This window comes from Candidatus Bathyanammoxibius amoris (assembly GCA_024451685.1).
GTDB classification, from domain to species: domain Bacteria; phylum Planctomycetota; class Brocadiia; order Brocadiales; family Bathyanammoxibiaceae; genus Bathyanammoxibius; species Bathyanammoxibius amoris.
In genome coordinates this window covers 1-17,178 of sequence record JAMXCW010000018.1, presented here as the reverse complement: position 1 = coordinate 17,178, position 17,178 = coordinate 1, and the positions used below count along the sequence as shown (strand labels likewise).

Annotated in this window: 13 protein-coding genes, 2 pseudogenes and 1 riboswitch; of the genes and pseudogenes, 12 read left to right on the top strand and 3 right to left on the bottom strand. The window is 54.2% G+C overall.

All coding sequences use genetic code 11. The features are described from left to right. Position 1: 1 nt before the first annotated feature. Complete coding sequence (locus tag NOU37_08925; protein ID MCQ4575352.1) at positions 2–598, bottom strand: CDP-alcohol phosphatidyltransferase family protein; 597 nt, start codon at positions 596–598, stop codon at positions 2–4. 171 nt (positions 599–769) lie between these two features. On the opposite strand from NOU37_08925, the gene carA reads away from it, so the two are divergent. The 10 genes and pseudogenes from carA (at position 770) to NOU37_08875 (ending at position 15,227) form a co-directional block, all read left to right on the top strand. Further along, positions 770–1,900: a glutamine-hydrolyzing carbamoyl-phosphate synthase small subunit gene (gene carA / locus NOU37_08920; protein MCQ4575351.1), complete on the top strand. Its 1,131-nt coding sequence runs from the start codon at positions 770–772 to the stop codon at positions 1,898–1,900. Positions 1,901–2,037: 137 nt separating this feature from the next. After that, on the top strand, positions 2,038–5,283 hold the full coding sequence (gene carB, locus NOU37_08915) for a carbamoyl-phosphate synthase large subunit (GenBank protein ID MCQ4575350.1): 3,246 nt from the start codon (positions 2,038–2,040) through the stop codon (positions 5,281–5,283). A gap of 306 nt (positions 5,284–5,589) precedes the next feature. Beyond that, a pseudogene (secA, locus tag NOU37_08910) lies at positions 5,590–7,974 on the top strand (preprotein translocase subunit SecA). A gap of 111 nt (positions 7,975–8,085) precedes the next feature. After that, positions 8,086–8,193: pseudogene (locus NOU37_08905) on the top strand (SEC-C metal-binding domain-containing protein). Positions 8,194–8,196: 3 nt separating this feature from the next. Then, complete coding sequence (locus NOU37_08900) at positions 8,197–9,537, top strand: 3-deoxy-D-manno-octulosonic acid transferase (protein MCQ4575349.1); 1,341 nt, start codon at positions 8,197–8,199, stop codon at positions 9,535–9,537. Then, entirely contained in the window at positions 9,506–10,693 is a 1,188-nt protein-coding gene (gene metK, locus NOU37_08895; GenBank protein MCQ4575348.1) for a methionine adenosyltransferase, read from the top strand. The genes NOU37_08900 and metK overlap by 32 nt, the downstream gene beginning before the upstream one ends. After that, positions 10,690–11,949: an adenosylhomocysteinase gene (gene ahcY / locus NOU37_08890; GenBank protein MCQ4575347.1), complete on the top strand. Its 1,260-nt coding sequence runs from the start codon at positions 10,690–10,692 to the stop codon at positions 11,947–11,949. Before metK ends, ahcY begins: the two co-directional genes overlap by 4 nt. A gap of 57 nt (positions 11,950–12,006) precedes the next feature. Next, positions 12,007–13,281, top strand: coding sequence for a DUF1015 domain-containing protein (locus NOU37_08885; protein MCQ4575346.1), 1,275 nt, complete (start codon positions 12,007–12,009; stop codon positions 13,279–13,281). A gap of 69 nt (positions 13,282–13,350) precedes the next feature. After that, positions 13,351–13,471, top strand: a riboswitch (SAM riboswitch). A 106-nt stretch (positions 13,472–13,577) separates the two neighbouring features. After that, positions 13,578–14,870, top strand: coding sequence for a threonine synthase (gene thrC, locus NOU37_08880; protein ID MCQ4575345.1), 1,293 nt, complete (start codon positions 13,578–13,580; stop codon positions 14,868–14,870). Positions 14,871–14,951: 81 nt separating this feature from the next. Continuing rightward, on the top strand, positions 14,952–15,227 hold the full coding sequence (locus tag NOU37_08875) for a MoaD/ThiS family protein (protein MCQ4575344.1): 276 nt from the start codon (positions 14,952–14,954) through the stop codon (positions 15,225–15,227). Between the two features lie 32 nt (positions 15,228–15,259). Here NOU37_08875 and NOU37_08870 read toward each other — a convergent pair whose 3' ends face one another. After that, positions 15,260–15,961, bottom strand: coding sequence for an NAD(P)H-hydrate epimerase (locus NOU37_08870; GenBank protein ID MCQ4575343.1), 702 nt, complete (start codon positions 15,959–15,961; stop codon positions 15,260–15,262). A 242-nt stretch (positions 15,962–16,203) separates the two neighbouring features. Between NOU37_08870 and NOU37_08865 the strand changes: the two genes are divergently transcribed. Both NOU37_08865 and NOU37_08860 read left to right on the top strand, forming a co-directional pair. Beyond that, a complete protein-coding gene (locus tag NOU37_08865; protein ID MCQ4575342.1) occupies positions 16,204–16,371 on the top strand; it encodes a hypothetical protein in 168 nt (55 codons plus the stop codon). An 18-nt stretch (positions 16,372–16,389) separates the two neighbouring features. Beyond that, positions 16,390–16,713 carry a hypothetical protein gene (locus NOU37_08860; protein ID MCQ4575341.1) on the top strand — a complete coding sequence of 108 codons (324 nt, stop codon included), beginning with the start codon at positions 16,390–16,392 and terminating at the stop codon, positions 16,711–16,713. Between the two features lie 136 nt (positions 16,714–16,849). Here NOU37_08860 and NOU37_08855 read toward each other — a convergent pair. Continuing rightward, the coding region (locus NOU37_08855) for a sulfite exporter TauE/SafE family protein (GenBank protein ID MCQ4575340.1) at positions 16,850–17,178 on the bottom strand (329 nt) is incomplete at its 5' end.

Here is a 17,178-nt window from a genome sequence, read left to right as displayed (position 1 = left end):
CTCAAGTCACTTCCTGGACGCTCTGGTTCACGCCCGCCTTAACACTCTGACGCTGTTTAAGAATATCAAAAAAGAGCCACATATACGCAAGAAGAGAGACAATACAGGTAATCCCCACACTAAATTGAATCAGCTTAGTTGCGATATCGGGCATAACGTTTCCCACAATAACAAAACCATACATTACATGCTGCACGTTGTTATTTACGCGACCCATCAAACACGGCCAGGGATTCGGCTTAATGTTGGCAAAAGACAGCGACAAGAATCCGCCGACGACAAAGATTTCTCTGAACAGTATAACGGCAAACAACCAGAACGGGAGGTGCGGCCCCACCCAGAAATGAGAATACAATATTAGACACAGACTTATTACTACAAACTTGTCCGCTATCGGGTCAAGGAACTTGCCTAGCTCCGTTTCCTCATTTCTCTTCTTCGCCAGGTAACCGTCGACGGCGTCCCCTATCCCGACCACAAAGAGGAGGCTGGCCGCCAGATAACGCCACCACTCGGCGTTCGTGGCCTCAAAGAGGGCTATAATGAGAATCGGCGTGAGAAGAATCCGACCTATTGTAACCTTGTTGGCTAATGTCATGAAGTACTCGCAAGAAAGGTCCTAAAGCCTTAATTCTTATCACGATACACACTTGTAATTAAACATCAAGACGGCACAAGCTGTCAAGGGAAAACCTGTTCTTGACAGAAACGCCCGCCAGAGATAGTATGAACGAAATTCGGATATGATAAGCCCCCATAGTATAACGGTATGAAAAAAAGGGCCCTACTAGTACTCGCCGATGGCGCCCTTTATAAAGGATGGCCTTTTGGAGCCGAGGGAGAGACCAGCGGGGAAGTTATTTTTAATACCGGCATCACGGGGTACCAAGAGGTCCTGACCGACCCCTCCTACAAGGGCCAGATCGTCACCCTTACCTACCCGCTCATAGGAAACTACGGCGTTAACCTCGAAGATAACGAATCCTCCCGGCTATACCTCAGCGGTTTTATAGTCAAGGAGTACTGCCCTTACCCGAGCAACTGGCGCTCCAGGACAAACCTTGCCGAATTACTGAAGGCCCACCGTATCGTGGGTATCCAGGGCCTCGACACACGCTCTCTCACCCGGCATATACGGGACCACGGCGAACAGGTCGGCGTCATATCCACCAAAGACCTCGACCCTGAGAGTCTGCATGCCAAGGCGAAAGAAACACCCGGGCTTCCGGGACGTGACCTGGTTAAAGAGGTCACCACCTCAGGGGTCTACGGCTGGGATTCCGTCTCAAAGACATCTGCGGGGGCGGCCCGGCGGGTCGCTCCCGTATATCACATAGTCGTCTACGACTGCGGCGTAAAATACAATATCCCCCGGAGCCTGGAACGGCTTGGGGCGAGGGTCACGGTCGTCCCCGCCACAACCGGTCCCGGAGCCGTACTTTCTATGGAACCCGACGGCATCCTCATATCAAACGGTCCCGGCGACCCGGGAGCCGTCCCGTACATGATAGAAAACGTCAGGGGGCTGCTCGGCAAAAAACCCGTCATGGGCATATGCCTGGGACACCAGCTCATGGCGCTTGCGCTGGGACTCAAGACGTATAAGCTCAAATTCGGCCACCACGGCGGCAACCACCCCGTCATGGACCTCTCCACGCGGAAGGTTGAAATCACCACGCAGAACCATTCATTCGCGGTTGAGGCTGACGGCGGCGCGTCTGACACGCCGTTCGGGAGGGTGGAGGTAAGCCACACAAACCTAAACGATAAATCCGTCGAGGGGCTGCGGTGTCTGGACGTGCCCGCGTTCTCCGTCCAGCACCACCCCGAGGCCTCCCCCGGCCCCCACGACGCGGGGTATATGTTCGAGAAGTTTATGGAGATGGTAAAGAAACAATAAGACACGAAATATAGCGTGCCAGATAAATCATGCCCTGGGTATGACCCTAGGGTACCCAATAAATTTTTTGTAGTGGTCAAGCTTGCTCGACACTATGCAGAGCAAGCTCTGCCACTACAGCATAAATTAAAAAAGAAATGCCGAAACGAACTGACATAGAGAAAATACTGATAATAGGTTCCGGGCCTATCGTTATCGGGCAGGCGTGCGAGTTCGACTACTCCGGCACACAGGCATGTAAGGCCCTGAAGGAAGAGGGCTTCCATATAGTGCTGGTCAACTCCAACCCGGCCACCATCATGACAGACCCGGAGCTGGCGGACGCCACATATGTAGAACCGCTTGTGCCGGACATACTGGAACGGATTATCAAAAAAGAGCGGCCTCAGGCACTCCTGCCCACGATTGGCGGGCAGACGGCCCTTAACCTCGCGGTAACACTGGCAGAATCGGGAGCGCTAAAGAAGCACAACGTGGAACTGATTGGCGCGGGGCTCGACGCCATAAAGAAGGCAGAGGACCGCGGCCTCTTCAAGGAGGCCATGAGGCGGGTAGGCGTCGGCGTGCCGGAAAGTATATACGTAAAGTCTATAGAAGAAGCGGTAGATGCCGTCGGGCAAATAGGTTTCCCCGCCATAATACGCCCGTCCTTCACCCTGGGCGGCGCGGGTAGTAACATCGCCAGAAACATGAAAGAGTATAAAGAACTTATCAAGCACGCGCTCGACCTCAGCCCCGTCCATGAGGTCCTTATAGAACGCTCCGTCCTGGGATGGAAGGAATACGAGCTGGAGGTGATGAGGGACGTACGGGACAACGTGGTAATCATCTGCTCTATCGAAAACCTTGACCCGATGGGCGTCCATACCGGCGACAGCATCACGGTAGCCCCCGCCCAGACCCTCACTGACAGTGAGTATCAGCACATGCGGGACGCCGCGATAAAGATTATCAGGGAGATAGGAGTAGACACGGGAGGGTCCAACATACAGTTTGCCGTCAATCCGGATACCGGCGAGATGCTGGCCATCGAGATGAACCCCAGGGTGTCGCGCAGTTCCGCGCTTGCGTCCAAGGCCACCGGCTTCCCCATTGCGAAGATAGCGGCAAAACTCGCGGTCGGATACACCCTGGACGAGATACCCAACGACATCACACGCTACACCCCGGCCGCTTTCGAGCCTACGATAGACTACTGTGTGGTGAAATACCCGCGGTTCAACTTCGAGAAGTTCCCGGAGACCGATGAAACACTCACCACACAGATGAAGTCGGTGGGTGAGGTGATGGCCATCGGGCGCACGTTTAAGGAATCGCTGGGTAAGGCCATAAGGTCTTTGGAGATAGACATTTACGGGTTAACGCTGGAACTTTTCGAGGGCATGACGGACGACCGGAAAAAGACCGCCATCAGAGAGCACCTGGCAGCGCCTACATGGGACAGGCTCTGGTACGTGGCAGAGGGTCTCAGGACGGGCATCGGCGTAGACGAGCTGTACGCCCTGACAAAGATAGACCCGTGGTTCCTAAACAACATAAAAGAGGTAATAAGCATAGAAGAAAACGTGAAGGCCGGGGGGATTTCTGACCCTGAGGCCCTGCTGGCGGCGAAGGGCGCCGGCATATCGGACTGCCGCCTTGCCCGGCTTACAGGCTCGACGGAGGACGCCGTCAGGACCCTGCGGCAAAAACACGGTATAAGACCCGTCTTCAAGCGTGTTGACACCTGCGCCGCAGAGTTCAGGGCCTACACCCCGTACCTCTACTCCACCTATGAGACAGAGTGCGAGGCGGAACCTACCGATAAAAAGAAGGTTATAATCCTCGGCAGCGGTCCAAACCGTATAGGGCAGGGCATAGAGTTCGACTACTGCTGTGTACACTCGGTGATGGCGCTTAAGGAGCTTGGTTACGAAACTATCATGGTTAACTGTAACCCGGAGACGGTAAGCACCGACTACGACACCTCCGACAGGCTTTACTTCGAGCCCCTGACCCTGGAAGATTTCCTGGAGATAGCAGCAAAGGAAAGGCCCCTGGGCGTGATTGTACAGTTCGGTGGACAGACGCCCCTTAAGCTCGCAATCCCACTAGAAAGAGAAGGCATCAAGATATTGGGGACGTCCCCCGACAGCATCGACCGCGCGGAGGACAGGGAGCGGTTTACCCAACTCCTTAGAAAGCTGGATCTGAAGCAGCCCGACAACGGGTGCGCCCGCTCGCTGGAAGAGGCCATTGAGATAACCGAGACCCTCGGGTATCCGATCCTGCTGAGGCCGTCCTATGTACTCGGCGGCCGCTCAATGCAGGTGGTGTTTGACAGGGAATCTCTTGAGAAATACATCCATCGGGCGACAGAGGCCTCGCCAAGCCATCCCGTCCTGGTAGACAAGTTTCTTGAAGACGCGGTGGAGATTGACGTTGACGCCGTGGCCGACGGGAAAGACATACTCATCGGCGGGATCATGGAACATATAGAGGCGGCGGGCATTCACTCGGGAGACAGCTCCTGCGTCATACCGCCTCATTCACTCAAAGACAGCATACTGGAAGAGCTGGAGAGGCAGACCAGGCTCCTCGCACTCGAACTGGACGTGAGGGGTTTGATTAACATACAGTACGCCGTCAAGGACGACGAGGTCTTTGTGCTGGAGGTAAATCCGAGGGCATCCCGGACCGTGCCCTTTGTGAGCAAGGCCATCGGTATACCGCTCGCTAAGGTGGCAACCAAGGCCGCCATGGGCGTAACCCTAAGCGAGATGGACCTGCAGCCACGGCAGAAGTTCCCTTACACCGCCGTTAAAGAAGCGATTCTGCCTTTCATAAAATTCCCCGGTGCAGACACAGTCCTGGGGCCTGAGATGAAGTCAACGGGCGAGGTAATGGGGCTGGACAAGGACTTCGGCAGGGCCTACGCGAAGAGCCAGATGGGACAGGACGGCTGCCTCCCCACAAAGGGGACGGTCTTCGTAAGTGTTAAGAACAGAGACAAGCCGCAGGCCGTGGAGGTTGCCAGGACGCTACACAGGCTGGGCTTCCGGATAATGGCCACCAGGGGCACTGCCGGGGCAATCGCACAGGCAAACCTACCCGTCAAGGACGTCCTTAAAGTCATCGAAGGCAGCCCCAACGTGGTAGATTATCTGGAAAAGGGTGAAATACAACTGGTCATAAACACTACAGAGGGGAACGTCGCCGAAAAAGACTCTTACTCCATCCGCCGGACGGCACTGGTACATCACATACCATACTTTACCACCCTCTCCGGTGCTTCCGCCGCTACAAAAGGCATAGAGGCCATGCTCAAAGGACCGCTTGAAGTAAAATCTCTACAGGAATATTATGCCGGGTTTGGAGAAATTCTGACGGCGAACCCGGTCTAGAGCCGTAGGTCAAGACGTGGCCTTGACATACCCGTTACATACACCACTACAAACAGAACACCTTGACACCTGTAATCTAATCTGATTAAATGGATAAAATTTGCTATACCTTTATGTTGTTAAAAAGAGAAAATAAGTACACAAGAACCGGGTTATAAGCAGGGTGCAAGGGCACCTTTTCACCCCATACGCTCGGCTTTTCGTACCAGCCACGCTATCCGTGCCGGCAAAAAGGTGCGGTAGCTTCTTCACCTTCCATTTTGATATTTTCGAAAAGGTGCATTATAATAGCATTGAGGCAGTATTATGATACTTGATTACATAACAAAGGGGCTAGATAAGGTCTTCGGCTCGGCCAACGAGCGTGCCCTGGCGGAGCTCTGGCCCATAGTGGAACAGATAAACTCTTTCGAGCCGAAGATAAAGGCCCTCTCAGACGACCAGCTCAGGGCAAAGACCAGTGAATTCAGGGACAGGCTGGCCAATGGAGAGACCCTGGACGACCTATTGCCGGAGGCCTTCGCCGTGGCCAGAGAGGCCTCGGCCCGCGTGTCGCGCTCCCCGAACCCCGACATTGAGCCGTTTACCATGCGCCCCTTCGACGTACAGCTCCTGGGCGGGATAGTACTCCATCAGGGCAAGATCTCAGAGATGGCCACTGGCGAGGGTAAGACGCTGGTCGCCATATTACCCGCATACCTTAACGCCCTCACCGGTAAGGGCGTGCACATAGTAACGGTAAACGATTACCTGGCCAAGAGGGACCGCGACTGGATGGGCCCGGTGTTCGAGTTCCTGGGCATGTCAGCGGGCACGATTCAGAACGACCAGGACTATGCGGAAAAGAAGGTCGCCTACCAGTGTGATATCACGTATGGCACAAATAACGAGTTCGGCTTTGATTATTTAAGAGACAATATGCGCACAAGCACGGCAGAGCAGGTGCAAAAACAACTCAACTACGCCATAATCGACGAGGTGGACAGCATCCTCATAGACGAAGCCCGAACCCCCCTCATAATCTCCGGTCCCACGGAGGAGTCTACCGAGCAGTACTACATTGCCGACCGTATCGCACGCCGGCTGAAGAAAGGTAAACATTTTGATATAAAAGAGAAGGAAAAAACGGTCCACCTCATCGACGCGGGAATAGAGGCGGTAGAGAACCAGCTTGGTGTGGGGAGTATATACACAGAGAAGAACATGGAATGGCCACACCATATCGAGCAGTCCCTGCGCGCCCACCACCTGTTTAAAAGAGACACGGACTACATCATAAAAAACGGTCAGGTGGTCATTGTCGACGAATTCACCGGACGGCTCATGGAAGGAAGGGTATGGAGCGACGGCCTGCATCAGGCAGTAGAGGCCAAGGAACACCAGAAGATAAAAGAAGAAAACCAGACCCTCGCCACCATCACCCTCCAGAACAACTTCAGACTGTACGAGAAACTCGCGGGTATGACGGGTACCGCCACCACGGAGGCGATGGAATTTGATAAAATATACGGACTGCAGGTAGTATCCGTTCCCACCAACAAGCCCCTCAAGCGTGATAATGCCCCTGACCGGGTCTACCGAACTCAGAAGGAAAAATGGACGGCCATTGTGGACGAGATAACAGAGATACACAAGGCCGGCAGGCCCATCCTTGTAGGTACCGCTTCCATAGAGAAATCTGAAATGTTGAGTGAAAAGCTGAACCGCTGCGGTATCGAGCACGAGATTCTAAACGCAAAACACCATGAGCGAGAGGCCCACATCGTAGCAAAGGCCGGCCAGGAGGGTCACGTTACCGTATCCACAAACATGGCCGGCAGGGGCACAGACATCGTCCTGGGCGAAGGAGTGGCCGAGCGGGGCGGGCTCCACGTCCTGGGCACGGAGAGGCACGAGGCCAGACGTATTGACAACCAGCTGCGCGGACGTTCGGGCAGGCAGGGCGACCCCGGCTCTTCGAGGTTTTACGTCGCGCTTGATGACGACCTCATGCGCATCTTCGCCTCAGAAAGGGTAAGCTCAATCCTGCAGAAATTCGGCCTGGAGGAAGGGATGGCCATCGAACACGGCATGGTCACCAACGCCATAGCGCGCGCCCAAAAGAAGGTTGAGGAACACAACTTCGAGATCCGAAAACACCTCCTGGAATACGACGAGGTCATGGACGAACAGCGTAAGACCATCTACACGTGGCGGCAGAACTGCCTCGAGGGGAAGGACCTGAGGGATAGCGTCCTGAAAATGATCGAAGACAATGTGCTGGATTCGATGGACCGCTATATGCCGGGACAGAATGAAGACGAGTGGGACACCGAGGAGCTGACCAAATGGTTTGAGCAGAAGTTCGGCGTAAAGCCCGCCCCCGAAGAACTTGCCGGAAAGTCGGTGGAAGACATAGAAGAACATCTCATGGGAAAAGCCACTGAGCTTTATCACCAGCGGGAGCTTGATATAGGGGAAGACAACATCAGAAAGCTCGAACAGTTCATCATCCTGGAAAAGGTCGACTCGAAGTGGAAAGACCATCTTTACGCGATGGATAGCCTGAAGAGCGGTATCGGTCTCAGGGGTTACGCTCAGATAGACCCCAAAATAGAATACAAACGTGAGGCCCTGGGCATGTTCCAGAGCATGATGGCCTCCATAAGGGAAGAGTTGACAGACCTGCTCTTCAAGATAAAGCTTGAGAAAGAACCCACGCATATGGCACACAGGGTGTGGAATGTCGACAACTTTGTCTATCAAGACGCGGCACTCATGGAGAGAAAGCCGCAACCGCAGGCTGCGACCGCGACCGCGGAACAGGAGAAGCGGACAACAGAACCCATCCGCGTGGGCACCAAGGTGGGAAGGAACCAGCCATGTCCCTGCGGCAGCGGGAAGAAATATAAACAATGTTGCGGTAAATAGCTTATGCCCATCATCTTCGACTCCTTATATCTGACTGCCGGCATCCTGGGAACGCCGTATATTCTGGCCAAGATGTTTACAAGCGAACGCTTTCGCGCGGGCCTGTCCCAGAGGCTGGGCTGGCTCCCCGCAAGGGAGGGCGATAGGCCCTGTTTCTGGGTCCATGCCGCATCCGTTGGAGAGGTAAAGACCGCCGAGGCGCTCATAAACGCCATGGGAAAAGAATACCCGGGCTGGGACATAATCATATCCACCAACACCAACACGGGTTTTTCCATCGCCCGGAAAAGATTTGAGAACAGGCCCGTCGTCTACTTCCCCCTCGACTTCAGCTGGATAGACCGGAAGGCCTTTGAGCTGCTCCGGCCCACCTGCATAGTGCTGGTTGAACTGGAGATATGGCCCAATTTTCTGGTCGAGGCCGTTGAGAGAGAAATCCCCGTGGTCCTGGTCAACGGAAGGATATCGAAAAAATCCAAAAAATTCTTTAACGTCATGAGTTTCCTGTCCAGGACGTTCTCAGAGAGCCTGTCTGCCCCGGGAAACGTCTACTGTGTGCGCACCGGGCCGGACGCCTCCCGATTCCTCGAACTCGGCATACCGGAGGAAAAGGTAATAACCACCGGTAACATGAAATACGATAATCTGGCCGTGGACGTCCCAGAGAACATAAAAGAGGCGTTAAGACAGGCCTTTAAGATAGGACCCAAAGACCCTGTGCTTGTAGGCGGCAGCACCCACGCCGGGGAGGAAGAGATATTGCTCAGGTGCCTTATGACCCTTAAGGCCACGGTCCCCAGACTCAGGCTCATCCTTGTCCCGCGCCACATAGAACGGGCCGAAGAGGTCGAAAGGTCTGTAACGGCCCTCGGGTTCTCCTGCGCAAGGAAATCTATGCTTGACAAGGGTAAAGACTTTGGCTCGGAGCCCGGCGATACTGTGGTGTTAGTCGACACAATAGGAGATTTAAACAACGTATATTCCCTGGCAGACTGTGTATTTGTGGGAAAGAGCCTCATGGGCCGGGGCGGCCAGAACGTCATGGAACCCGCGGCCCTGGCGAGACCTACGGTCTTTGGTCCTAACATGGCTAATTTTGAGGAAGAGATGCACTTGCTGTTGAAGGCGGATGCTGCTAAGATGGCGCGCGACGAAAAAGACCTTCTGGGCACGGTAAAGTCTATACTTAGCAACGCCGGGGAGGCAAAGGAAATGGGCCAGAGGGCACGAGAGACGGTTCTCAAACAAATGGGCGCCACGTCTCGCAATCTGGAGGCATTAAGAGGCAATTTAGCAAGGAGAAAGTTGTTAGATGAGAAAAGGCAGACATCTATTCACATCTGAGTCCGTTGCCGTCGGGCACCCGGACAAAATAGCGGACCAGGTATCCGACGCCATACTGGACGAAATTTTAAAACGTGACCCATACGCAAGGGTGGCTTGCGAGACACTGGTCAAGACGGGGTTGGTGCTTGTAGCCGGCGAGATAACCACCACGGCCATTATAGACATATCGGCCACGGTACGGGAGGCCATAAAGAATATCGGGTACACGGACACCTCGATGGGCTTTGACTGCAACACCTGCGCGGTAATAACCTGCCTTGAGAGACAGTCACCGGACATCGCGCTGGGCGTGGACGCGCGGGAAAAAGAGAATAAGCAGCTGGGAGCGGGCGACCAGGGTATGATGATAGGTTACGCCTGCAACGAGACGCCCGAGCTCATGCCCCTGCCCATCATGCTGGCCCACAAACTGGTGGAGGAACTGGCGCATCTGAGAGAAAGCGGTGAGCTGCCCTATCTGAGACCCGACGGCAAATCACAGGTCACAATAGAATACGAGGGCCACCGCCCCGTAAGGGTTCATACCGTAGTGATATCCACGCAACACTCGGACGACGTTGACCAGAAAACCATCAAGAAGGACCTGACAGAAAAGATAATTAAGAAGGTTATCCCTTCAAAGTATCTCGATGACAAAACCATAATCCACATAAACCCCACGGGCCGTTTTGTGGTAGGTGGGCCGAAAGGAGACTGTGGGCTGACAGGCCGCAAGATAATCGTGGACACTTACGGCGGAAGGGCACGGCACGGTGGCGGCGCGTTTTCAGGAAAAGACCCCACAAAGGTGGACCGCAGCGCCCACTATGCGGCCAGGCACGTGGCAAAGAACGTGGTGGCCGCGGGGCTTGCAGACAGGTGCGAGGTACAGCTTTCCTATGCCATTGGAGTAACCCAGCCCACCAGCGTTCTCGTGCACTGTGAAGGCACGGCCAAGATACCCGAGGACAAGCTGGCGGACATAGTTGAGAAGGTCTTTGATCTCACCCCGTCAGGTATCATAGAAAAGTTCAACCTCAGGAGACCGATATATCGGGATACCGCAAAATACGGGCATTTCGGCCGCAAAGGTGAAAACTTTACCTGGGAAAAGACCGACATGGTCGATGTTCTGAGACGAGAAGCCGGCATAAAGGAGGCAACGACTGTATGAAACACGACGTCAAGGACCTGAAACTTGCACCTGAAGGAAAACGCAGAATAGACTGGGCGGGCGGGGACATGCCCGTCTTGAAACTGATAAAGGAACGCTTTGAGAAGGAAAAACCACTTGACGGTCTAAGACTCTCGGCCTGTCTTCATGTCACGGCAGAGACAGCCAACCTGGTCGACACCCTGAAGGCCGGCGGCGCCCAGGTAATCCTTTGCGCCTCAAACCCGCTCTCCACGCAAGATGACGTCGCCGCATCCCTGGTAAGTGATTTTAAGATACCCGTGTTCGCCATAACCGGCGAGGACAATGATACCTATTACAAACATATAGACGCCACGCTCGAGCAGAAACCCAACGTGACAATCGATGACGGTGCTGACCTCGTATCCACCCTGCACAGCACCCACTCCCACCTCGCGAGCGAGATCATCGGCAGTATGGAGGAAACGACCACAGGGTTGATCAGGCTGAGGGCTATGGAGAAGGACGGTGTGCTGAAATTCCCGGTTGTTGCGGTAAACGACGCCGCGACCAAACACTTCTTTGACAACCGCTACGGTACGGGTCAGTCCACCCTGGACGGGATCATCAGAGCAACGAACATGCTGCTGGCCGGCAAGACGGTCGTTGTAATAGGTTACGGATGGTGTGGCAGGGGAGTGGCTATGAGGGCCAGGGGTATGGGGTCGAAGGTAGTCGTTACCGAGGTAGACCCCGTCCGGGCGCTGGAGGCGGTTATGGACGGCTACCAGGTGATGCCCATGGAAGAGGCCTCAAAGATAGGCAACCTGTTCTGCACGCTCACCGGAGACAAGCACGTAATCAGAAAAGAACACTTCGCGGTAATGAAAGACAAAGCTGTGGTCTGCAACTCCGGCCATTTCAACGTCGAGATAGACATTGACGGGCTCAACAAGCTGACCGTGAAGAAACATCCCGAGGTTAGAAAGTTCGTTGACGGATATGTCATGAAGGACGGCCGCACGATATACCTGCTGGCGGACGGCAGGCTAATTAACCTGGCCGCGGCAGAAGGCCATCCGGCATGCGTCATGGACATGAGCTTTTCCGTTCAGGCACTGGCCACCGAGTACATAAAAAACAACCGCGGCACGCTGAAAAACCGCGTCTATGACGTGCCACGTGAAATGGATGAATGGATAGCCAACCTGAAACTGAAGTCCATGGGCATCTCCATTGACACATTGACAGAGGAACAGGAAAAGTATCTGGCATCCTGGGATATAGGCACGTAATCCCACAATTCACTAACACAACAGCCCAATCCACGCAGGGTTCGAAAGCTGGCTACTATTGCACCATTTAGGGGGTACAGATACAACCCCGGAGAGATAAAAGACCTCTCAGAGGTTATCTGCCCCCCCTATGACGTCATTACACCCAGGGCCAGAGAAGAGTTTTACGAACGGAACACCTACAACATTATCCGCATAATCCTGGGCAAGGACCTGCCCGGCGACACCGAATTCCGCAATAAATATACGCGCGCGACAGAGTATCTGAAGTCGTGGCGAGACGAAAAGATATTGATAAGAGACCCGCAGGCGTCCATCTACGCCTACGAACAGGAGTTCTCCTTCGCGGGCAAGAAACTCGCCCGCAGGGGATTTCTGGCCCTTGTGAAGATTGAGGACTCAAAAACCGGGTCAATATTTCCCCACGAAAACACGCTCGCGGCAAAAAGAGAGGACAGGCTTCGCCTGATGAGGGCGTGCCGCGCCAACCTGAGCCCCATCTTTACACTGTATCCAGAGGAGAAGACCAGGGTGTACGACGCGCTTAGGCCCGCAACGTCTAACCCACCGGAGGTAGACCTGGAAGGGATAGACGGCACGAGACACCGCCTGTGGGGTATAAGTGACTGGTCAACCATTGAGACGGTCTCCGGGCTCATGGAAAACAGGCCCCTGTTCATTGCAGACGGCCACCACCGCTACGAAGTGGCCTCCACCTTCAGTAAAGAGGTCAAGGGCAGTCTCGGCGGACGGGCGGATTACGTAATGATGATGCTGATATCCATGAACGACCCGGGACTCTTAATCCTGCCTATCCACCGGCTGGTAAAGGTCCCCGAAGAACGTCCGGACATCAGCGTAGTCGACATCCTGGAACAATATTTCTACATAGAACCTCAAGAAAAAATCAACGACTACGCCTCCTTAAAAGAAAAATTGGAGGAAAGCCCCGAACATACGTTCGGACTATACGTTGGCAGCAACAGGAAATACTATCTGCTTTCTCTGGCCAGTGACAAGACCCCTCAGAGTAAATTTGCGGAAGAACCGGAATGCATTCGCCAGCTGGACACCAGGATCCTGCACGGTCTGGCACTGGACAGGATACTTGGAGAGCACGTTACGGACGAGAAGTACATCAAATACGTACACGACGAAAATGAGGCCATTGAATCAGTAAATGACGAAGAGTACGACCTGGCGTTCTTCCTGAACCCCACCAGGATCGAAGAGGTGAAAGGCATCGCCTCCGAGAGGTTAAAGATGCCCCCCAAAACCACCTTCTTCCATCCAAAACTCCTGACAGGACTGGTCGTAAACTGTATGGATTAACACGTTAAGCCTTTTGCGACAGGAAAATTCGATTGACAACAACCCTGTCCAGGTTATAATCGTTCTGTAATCTTATCGAGAGTGGTGGAGGGACCGGCCCTCGGAAGCCACAGCAACCGGTCCACCGGAGAAAAGGTGGATGCTGGTGCTAAGTCCTGCAAGGTAAGGTAAGAGCCTTGGGAGATAAGACAGGAGCCGAGAAAACGCCTCTTCTTATATCCCGGGAAGAGGCTTATTTTTTGTCCTCCCCGCGCTTATCTCACCACTCGAGTCTCTAAAATAGGAGTATCGATATAATGGGGTTTGTCAAAAGCCTGAAGTGTAGAGAATGCGACCGCACATACCCCAAGGAGCCCATCCACGTCTGCAGTTTCTGTTTCGGGCCCCTGGAAGTAGAATACGATTATGACGGCATAAAGAAGTGTCTCACCAGAGACGTAATCACCTCCAGAAGCGAGAATATGTGGCGGTATAAGGAGCTTATGCCCCTGGACGGAGAGCCCACGGTTGGAATCGACGTCGGATTCACCCCGCTCCTCAGGGCGCATAATCTGGCGAAGGCCCTGGGTGTCGAGGAACTGTACGTAAAAAACGATTCGGTAAACTACCCGACATGGAGTTTCAAAGACAGGGTCGTATCCGCCGCGCTCTCGAAGGCGAAGGAGTTCGGCTTCAAGACGGTGGCCTGCGCGACCACAGGTAATCTGGGAAACTCGGTGGCCGCGCAGGCGGTACAGGCGGGATTTGAGAGCTATATATTCATGCCCGCAGACCTGGAGCAGGGGAAGGTAGTGGGCACGCTCGTCTACGGGCCCAAGGTTATCGGTATCGACGGCAACTATGACGGCGTTAACCGGCTGTGCTCCGAGATAGCCGGGAAATACGGCTGGGCGTTCGCCAACATAAACATCCGCCCGTACTATGCCGAGGGTTCCAAGACGTACGGACACGAGATAGTCGAACAGCTCGGCTGGAAGGCCCCGCGACACATAGTAGTACCCATGGCAGGCGGGTCACTCATACTGAAGATATTTAAGGCCATTAAGGAATTTAAGATGCTCGGTTTTATACCTGATGCCGGGACAAAGCTCTACGGGGCCCAGGCCTCCGGCTCCGCACCCATATCAACCGCGGTAAAGAACGGCTGGGACACCATAAAACCCGTAAAACCCGACACCATCGCCCAGTCCATCGCGATAGGCAACCCCGCGGACGGCTATCACGCCATCAAGGCCATAAACGAGAGTGGCGGCTGGGCCGAGGACGTGACCGACGACGAACTGGTAGAGGGTATAAAGTTACTGGCCTCAACGGAGGGTATCTTTACCGAGACGGCCGGTGGTGTAACGGTGGCAGTGGCAAAAAAACTGATAGAACAGGGCCGCATACCCAGGAACGAATCGATCGTGATAAGCATAACGGGTAACGGGCTCAAGACACAGGAGGCCGTAATAGGTAAACTGGCGAAACCCCACCTGCTTATAAAGGCGAGTCTTGAGGATTTCGACGCCTTCATGGAAAAAGACGCCGCTCCCGCCGGCCATCGGGACGCGAAGACAGGAATGCTTGCCGCCGCAAAGGATAAATAGTAATATATGCCCCTGGATTAACCACCACGGTTACTCCGTTTTCCACTATAGATAATAAAACGTCTTGAGGGAGACACAAAGATGCCAGTTACCGTAAGAGTTCCTACCCCGCTGAGACCCTTGACCGGCAACACCGATCAGGTAGAGGCCTCCGGCAGTTCCGTTAGAGAGGTAATAGACGACCTGGAGTCAAAATATCCGGGTATAAAAGGTAGACTCTGCGACGAAAAGGGTGAGATACGCAGGTTCATAAATTTCTACGTCAACGACGAGGACATCCGGTTCCAGAAGAACCAGGACACACCCGTTAAGGACGGCGACATCATCTCAGTCGTCCCCGCCATAGCAGGCGGCTAGTCCTGCAGTGGCGACCCGGCGGGTCGCCATTACTACAAACCCTGCACCAGTTCCCTGGGTATGCCGATGTCGGCAGTCACCACCTCGCCGACGTGCGCAGGGCCTTCGGCAAGCGCAAAACCCGCCTTCGGCAGTACAAACGTCACGGTCCGGGCCGCCCTTACCGCCACGCCCAGTACGCGGCCATCGTTACAGTCAAGTCCCGACGGTATATCTATTGACAGTACGGGAACACCGCAATTGTTTGTGTCCTCTATCGCTGTACGATAAGGCTCTTTCACCTCTCCCCGAAGTCCCGTTCCCAGGAGGCCGTCTATAATGAGGTCCGTGTCCTCCATATCCAACATAATCCTCCTGGCGTCAGGGGCCGTCGTTACCTCCTTAATCTCAAGTCCCATCTTGATGAGCGTATTAAGGTGTGTCCACGGGTCGTGTGTGAAGGCCACGTCAGCCACACGGGCAAACAGATAAACGTCGACCGCGACACCCCGGTTATGCAGGTGTCTTGCCGCAACAAAACCGTCGCCGCCGTTATTACCCTTGCCGCACAATATGGCCACGCGGGGCTCAAGGGCCTCTTCCAGCATCTCAAGCGCCTCAACGGCCACCCCGCGGCCGGCGTTCTCCATCAATACCACTCCCGGTATGCCGTACTCCTCAATGGCCTTCCGGTCTATTTCCCCTATCTCTTCCCTGGTAACGGCCCGTGATATGTTCTTATCATCATTCTCCATAAGGTGATATATTAACCGTCATTCATCGGTGATTCAATGCCAAATGTACGTCACCCTGTAGCCGGACGTCGGGTACGGAGACCCGACGCCACAAAAGGATGGTGTAGCATGGAAGTGACGCCGAAGGTGGATCTGCCTATGGCACGACTTGCTCACACGTTTTAATTCCCCTTATCCAGCCGCCGTAATCCCCTTGACGATAAAGGCGTTTTTAAATAAAATATGAAGGAAGGAGAGTTTGTATGTCAAAGCACGACTGTATGAGCAATCCGGATGTACCAAGGTTTCACGAGGAAAAGTGTCCGGACTGCGGCGAGATAGTAGAGGTCTGGAGCAACGAGGACGAGACCCGCTGCAAGTGTGGCAGGGCTTTTTCCTATAAACAGATAAAGAAACAGACCCCTTCATAAAGGTATGGAGACGATACAATGGCTGGAAAGGTAAGATGCCCGGGCAGTATGAAGTCAACCGCGCCGGAGATAATCGAGCGGCCCTGCCCGAAGTGCGGGCGCACCGTAGAGATGTTCGCCGACGAGGAGAAGACCGACTGCAAATGCGGTAACACCGTATTCAAAAATAAAGTGCCTACCTGTGTGGAGTGGTGTTCTGCCGCCGAAGAGTGTCTTGGAGACGTCATAGACGTAAAGAAGGTCAAGGCAGAGGCTAAGAAGCGCGCTAAGGCCGAGGGGGCCGATCTCGAATTTGCCGACCGACTTACCAAGATGATAAAGGACAAATCCGGCAAGAAATAATGGCCCTATTTTATTACACCCCCGAAACAAAAACGGCCCAGCCGGGCCGTTTGTATTTACCGCCCCGCCTCATATTCACTATCTCTTGATGAACTTCCCCCCTTGAGGGAAAATAACTAAACCCCCACAAGACCCTTCAGCCCCTGAAGATGAAGCTGAATCCGGCCAGTAAGAGGGCGCCCAGCACCACGTGGCGGAACCTGTCCTGAGGAATGCCCGCCGCTATCCGCCTGCCCAGCAGTGTGCCAGCGTAGGCAATGACCACAAGAAGCGGTATCAGCAAAAAATCCTCGCGGTGCGGGTTAACTATCCCGGTGGAAAGATAGACCGGTATACGTACCAGGTCGGCCATCAGCGCCAGACTGGCATTGGTGGCTATGAAAGAGTCCCTGTCGAGACCAAAGACCTGAAGGAAGGTAACACGGACGGCGCCGCCCGTTCCGAGCAGACCTGAAAGGACGCCGG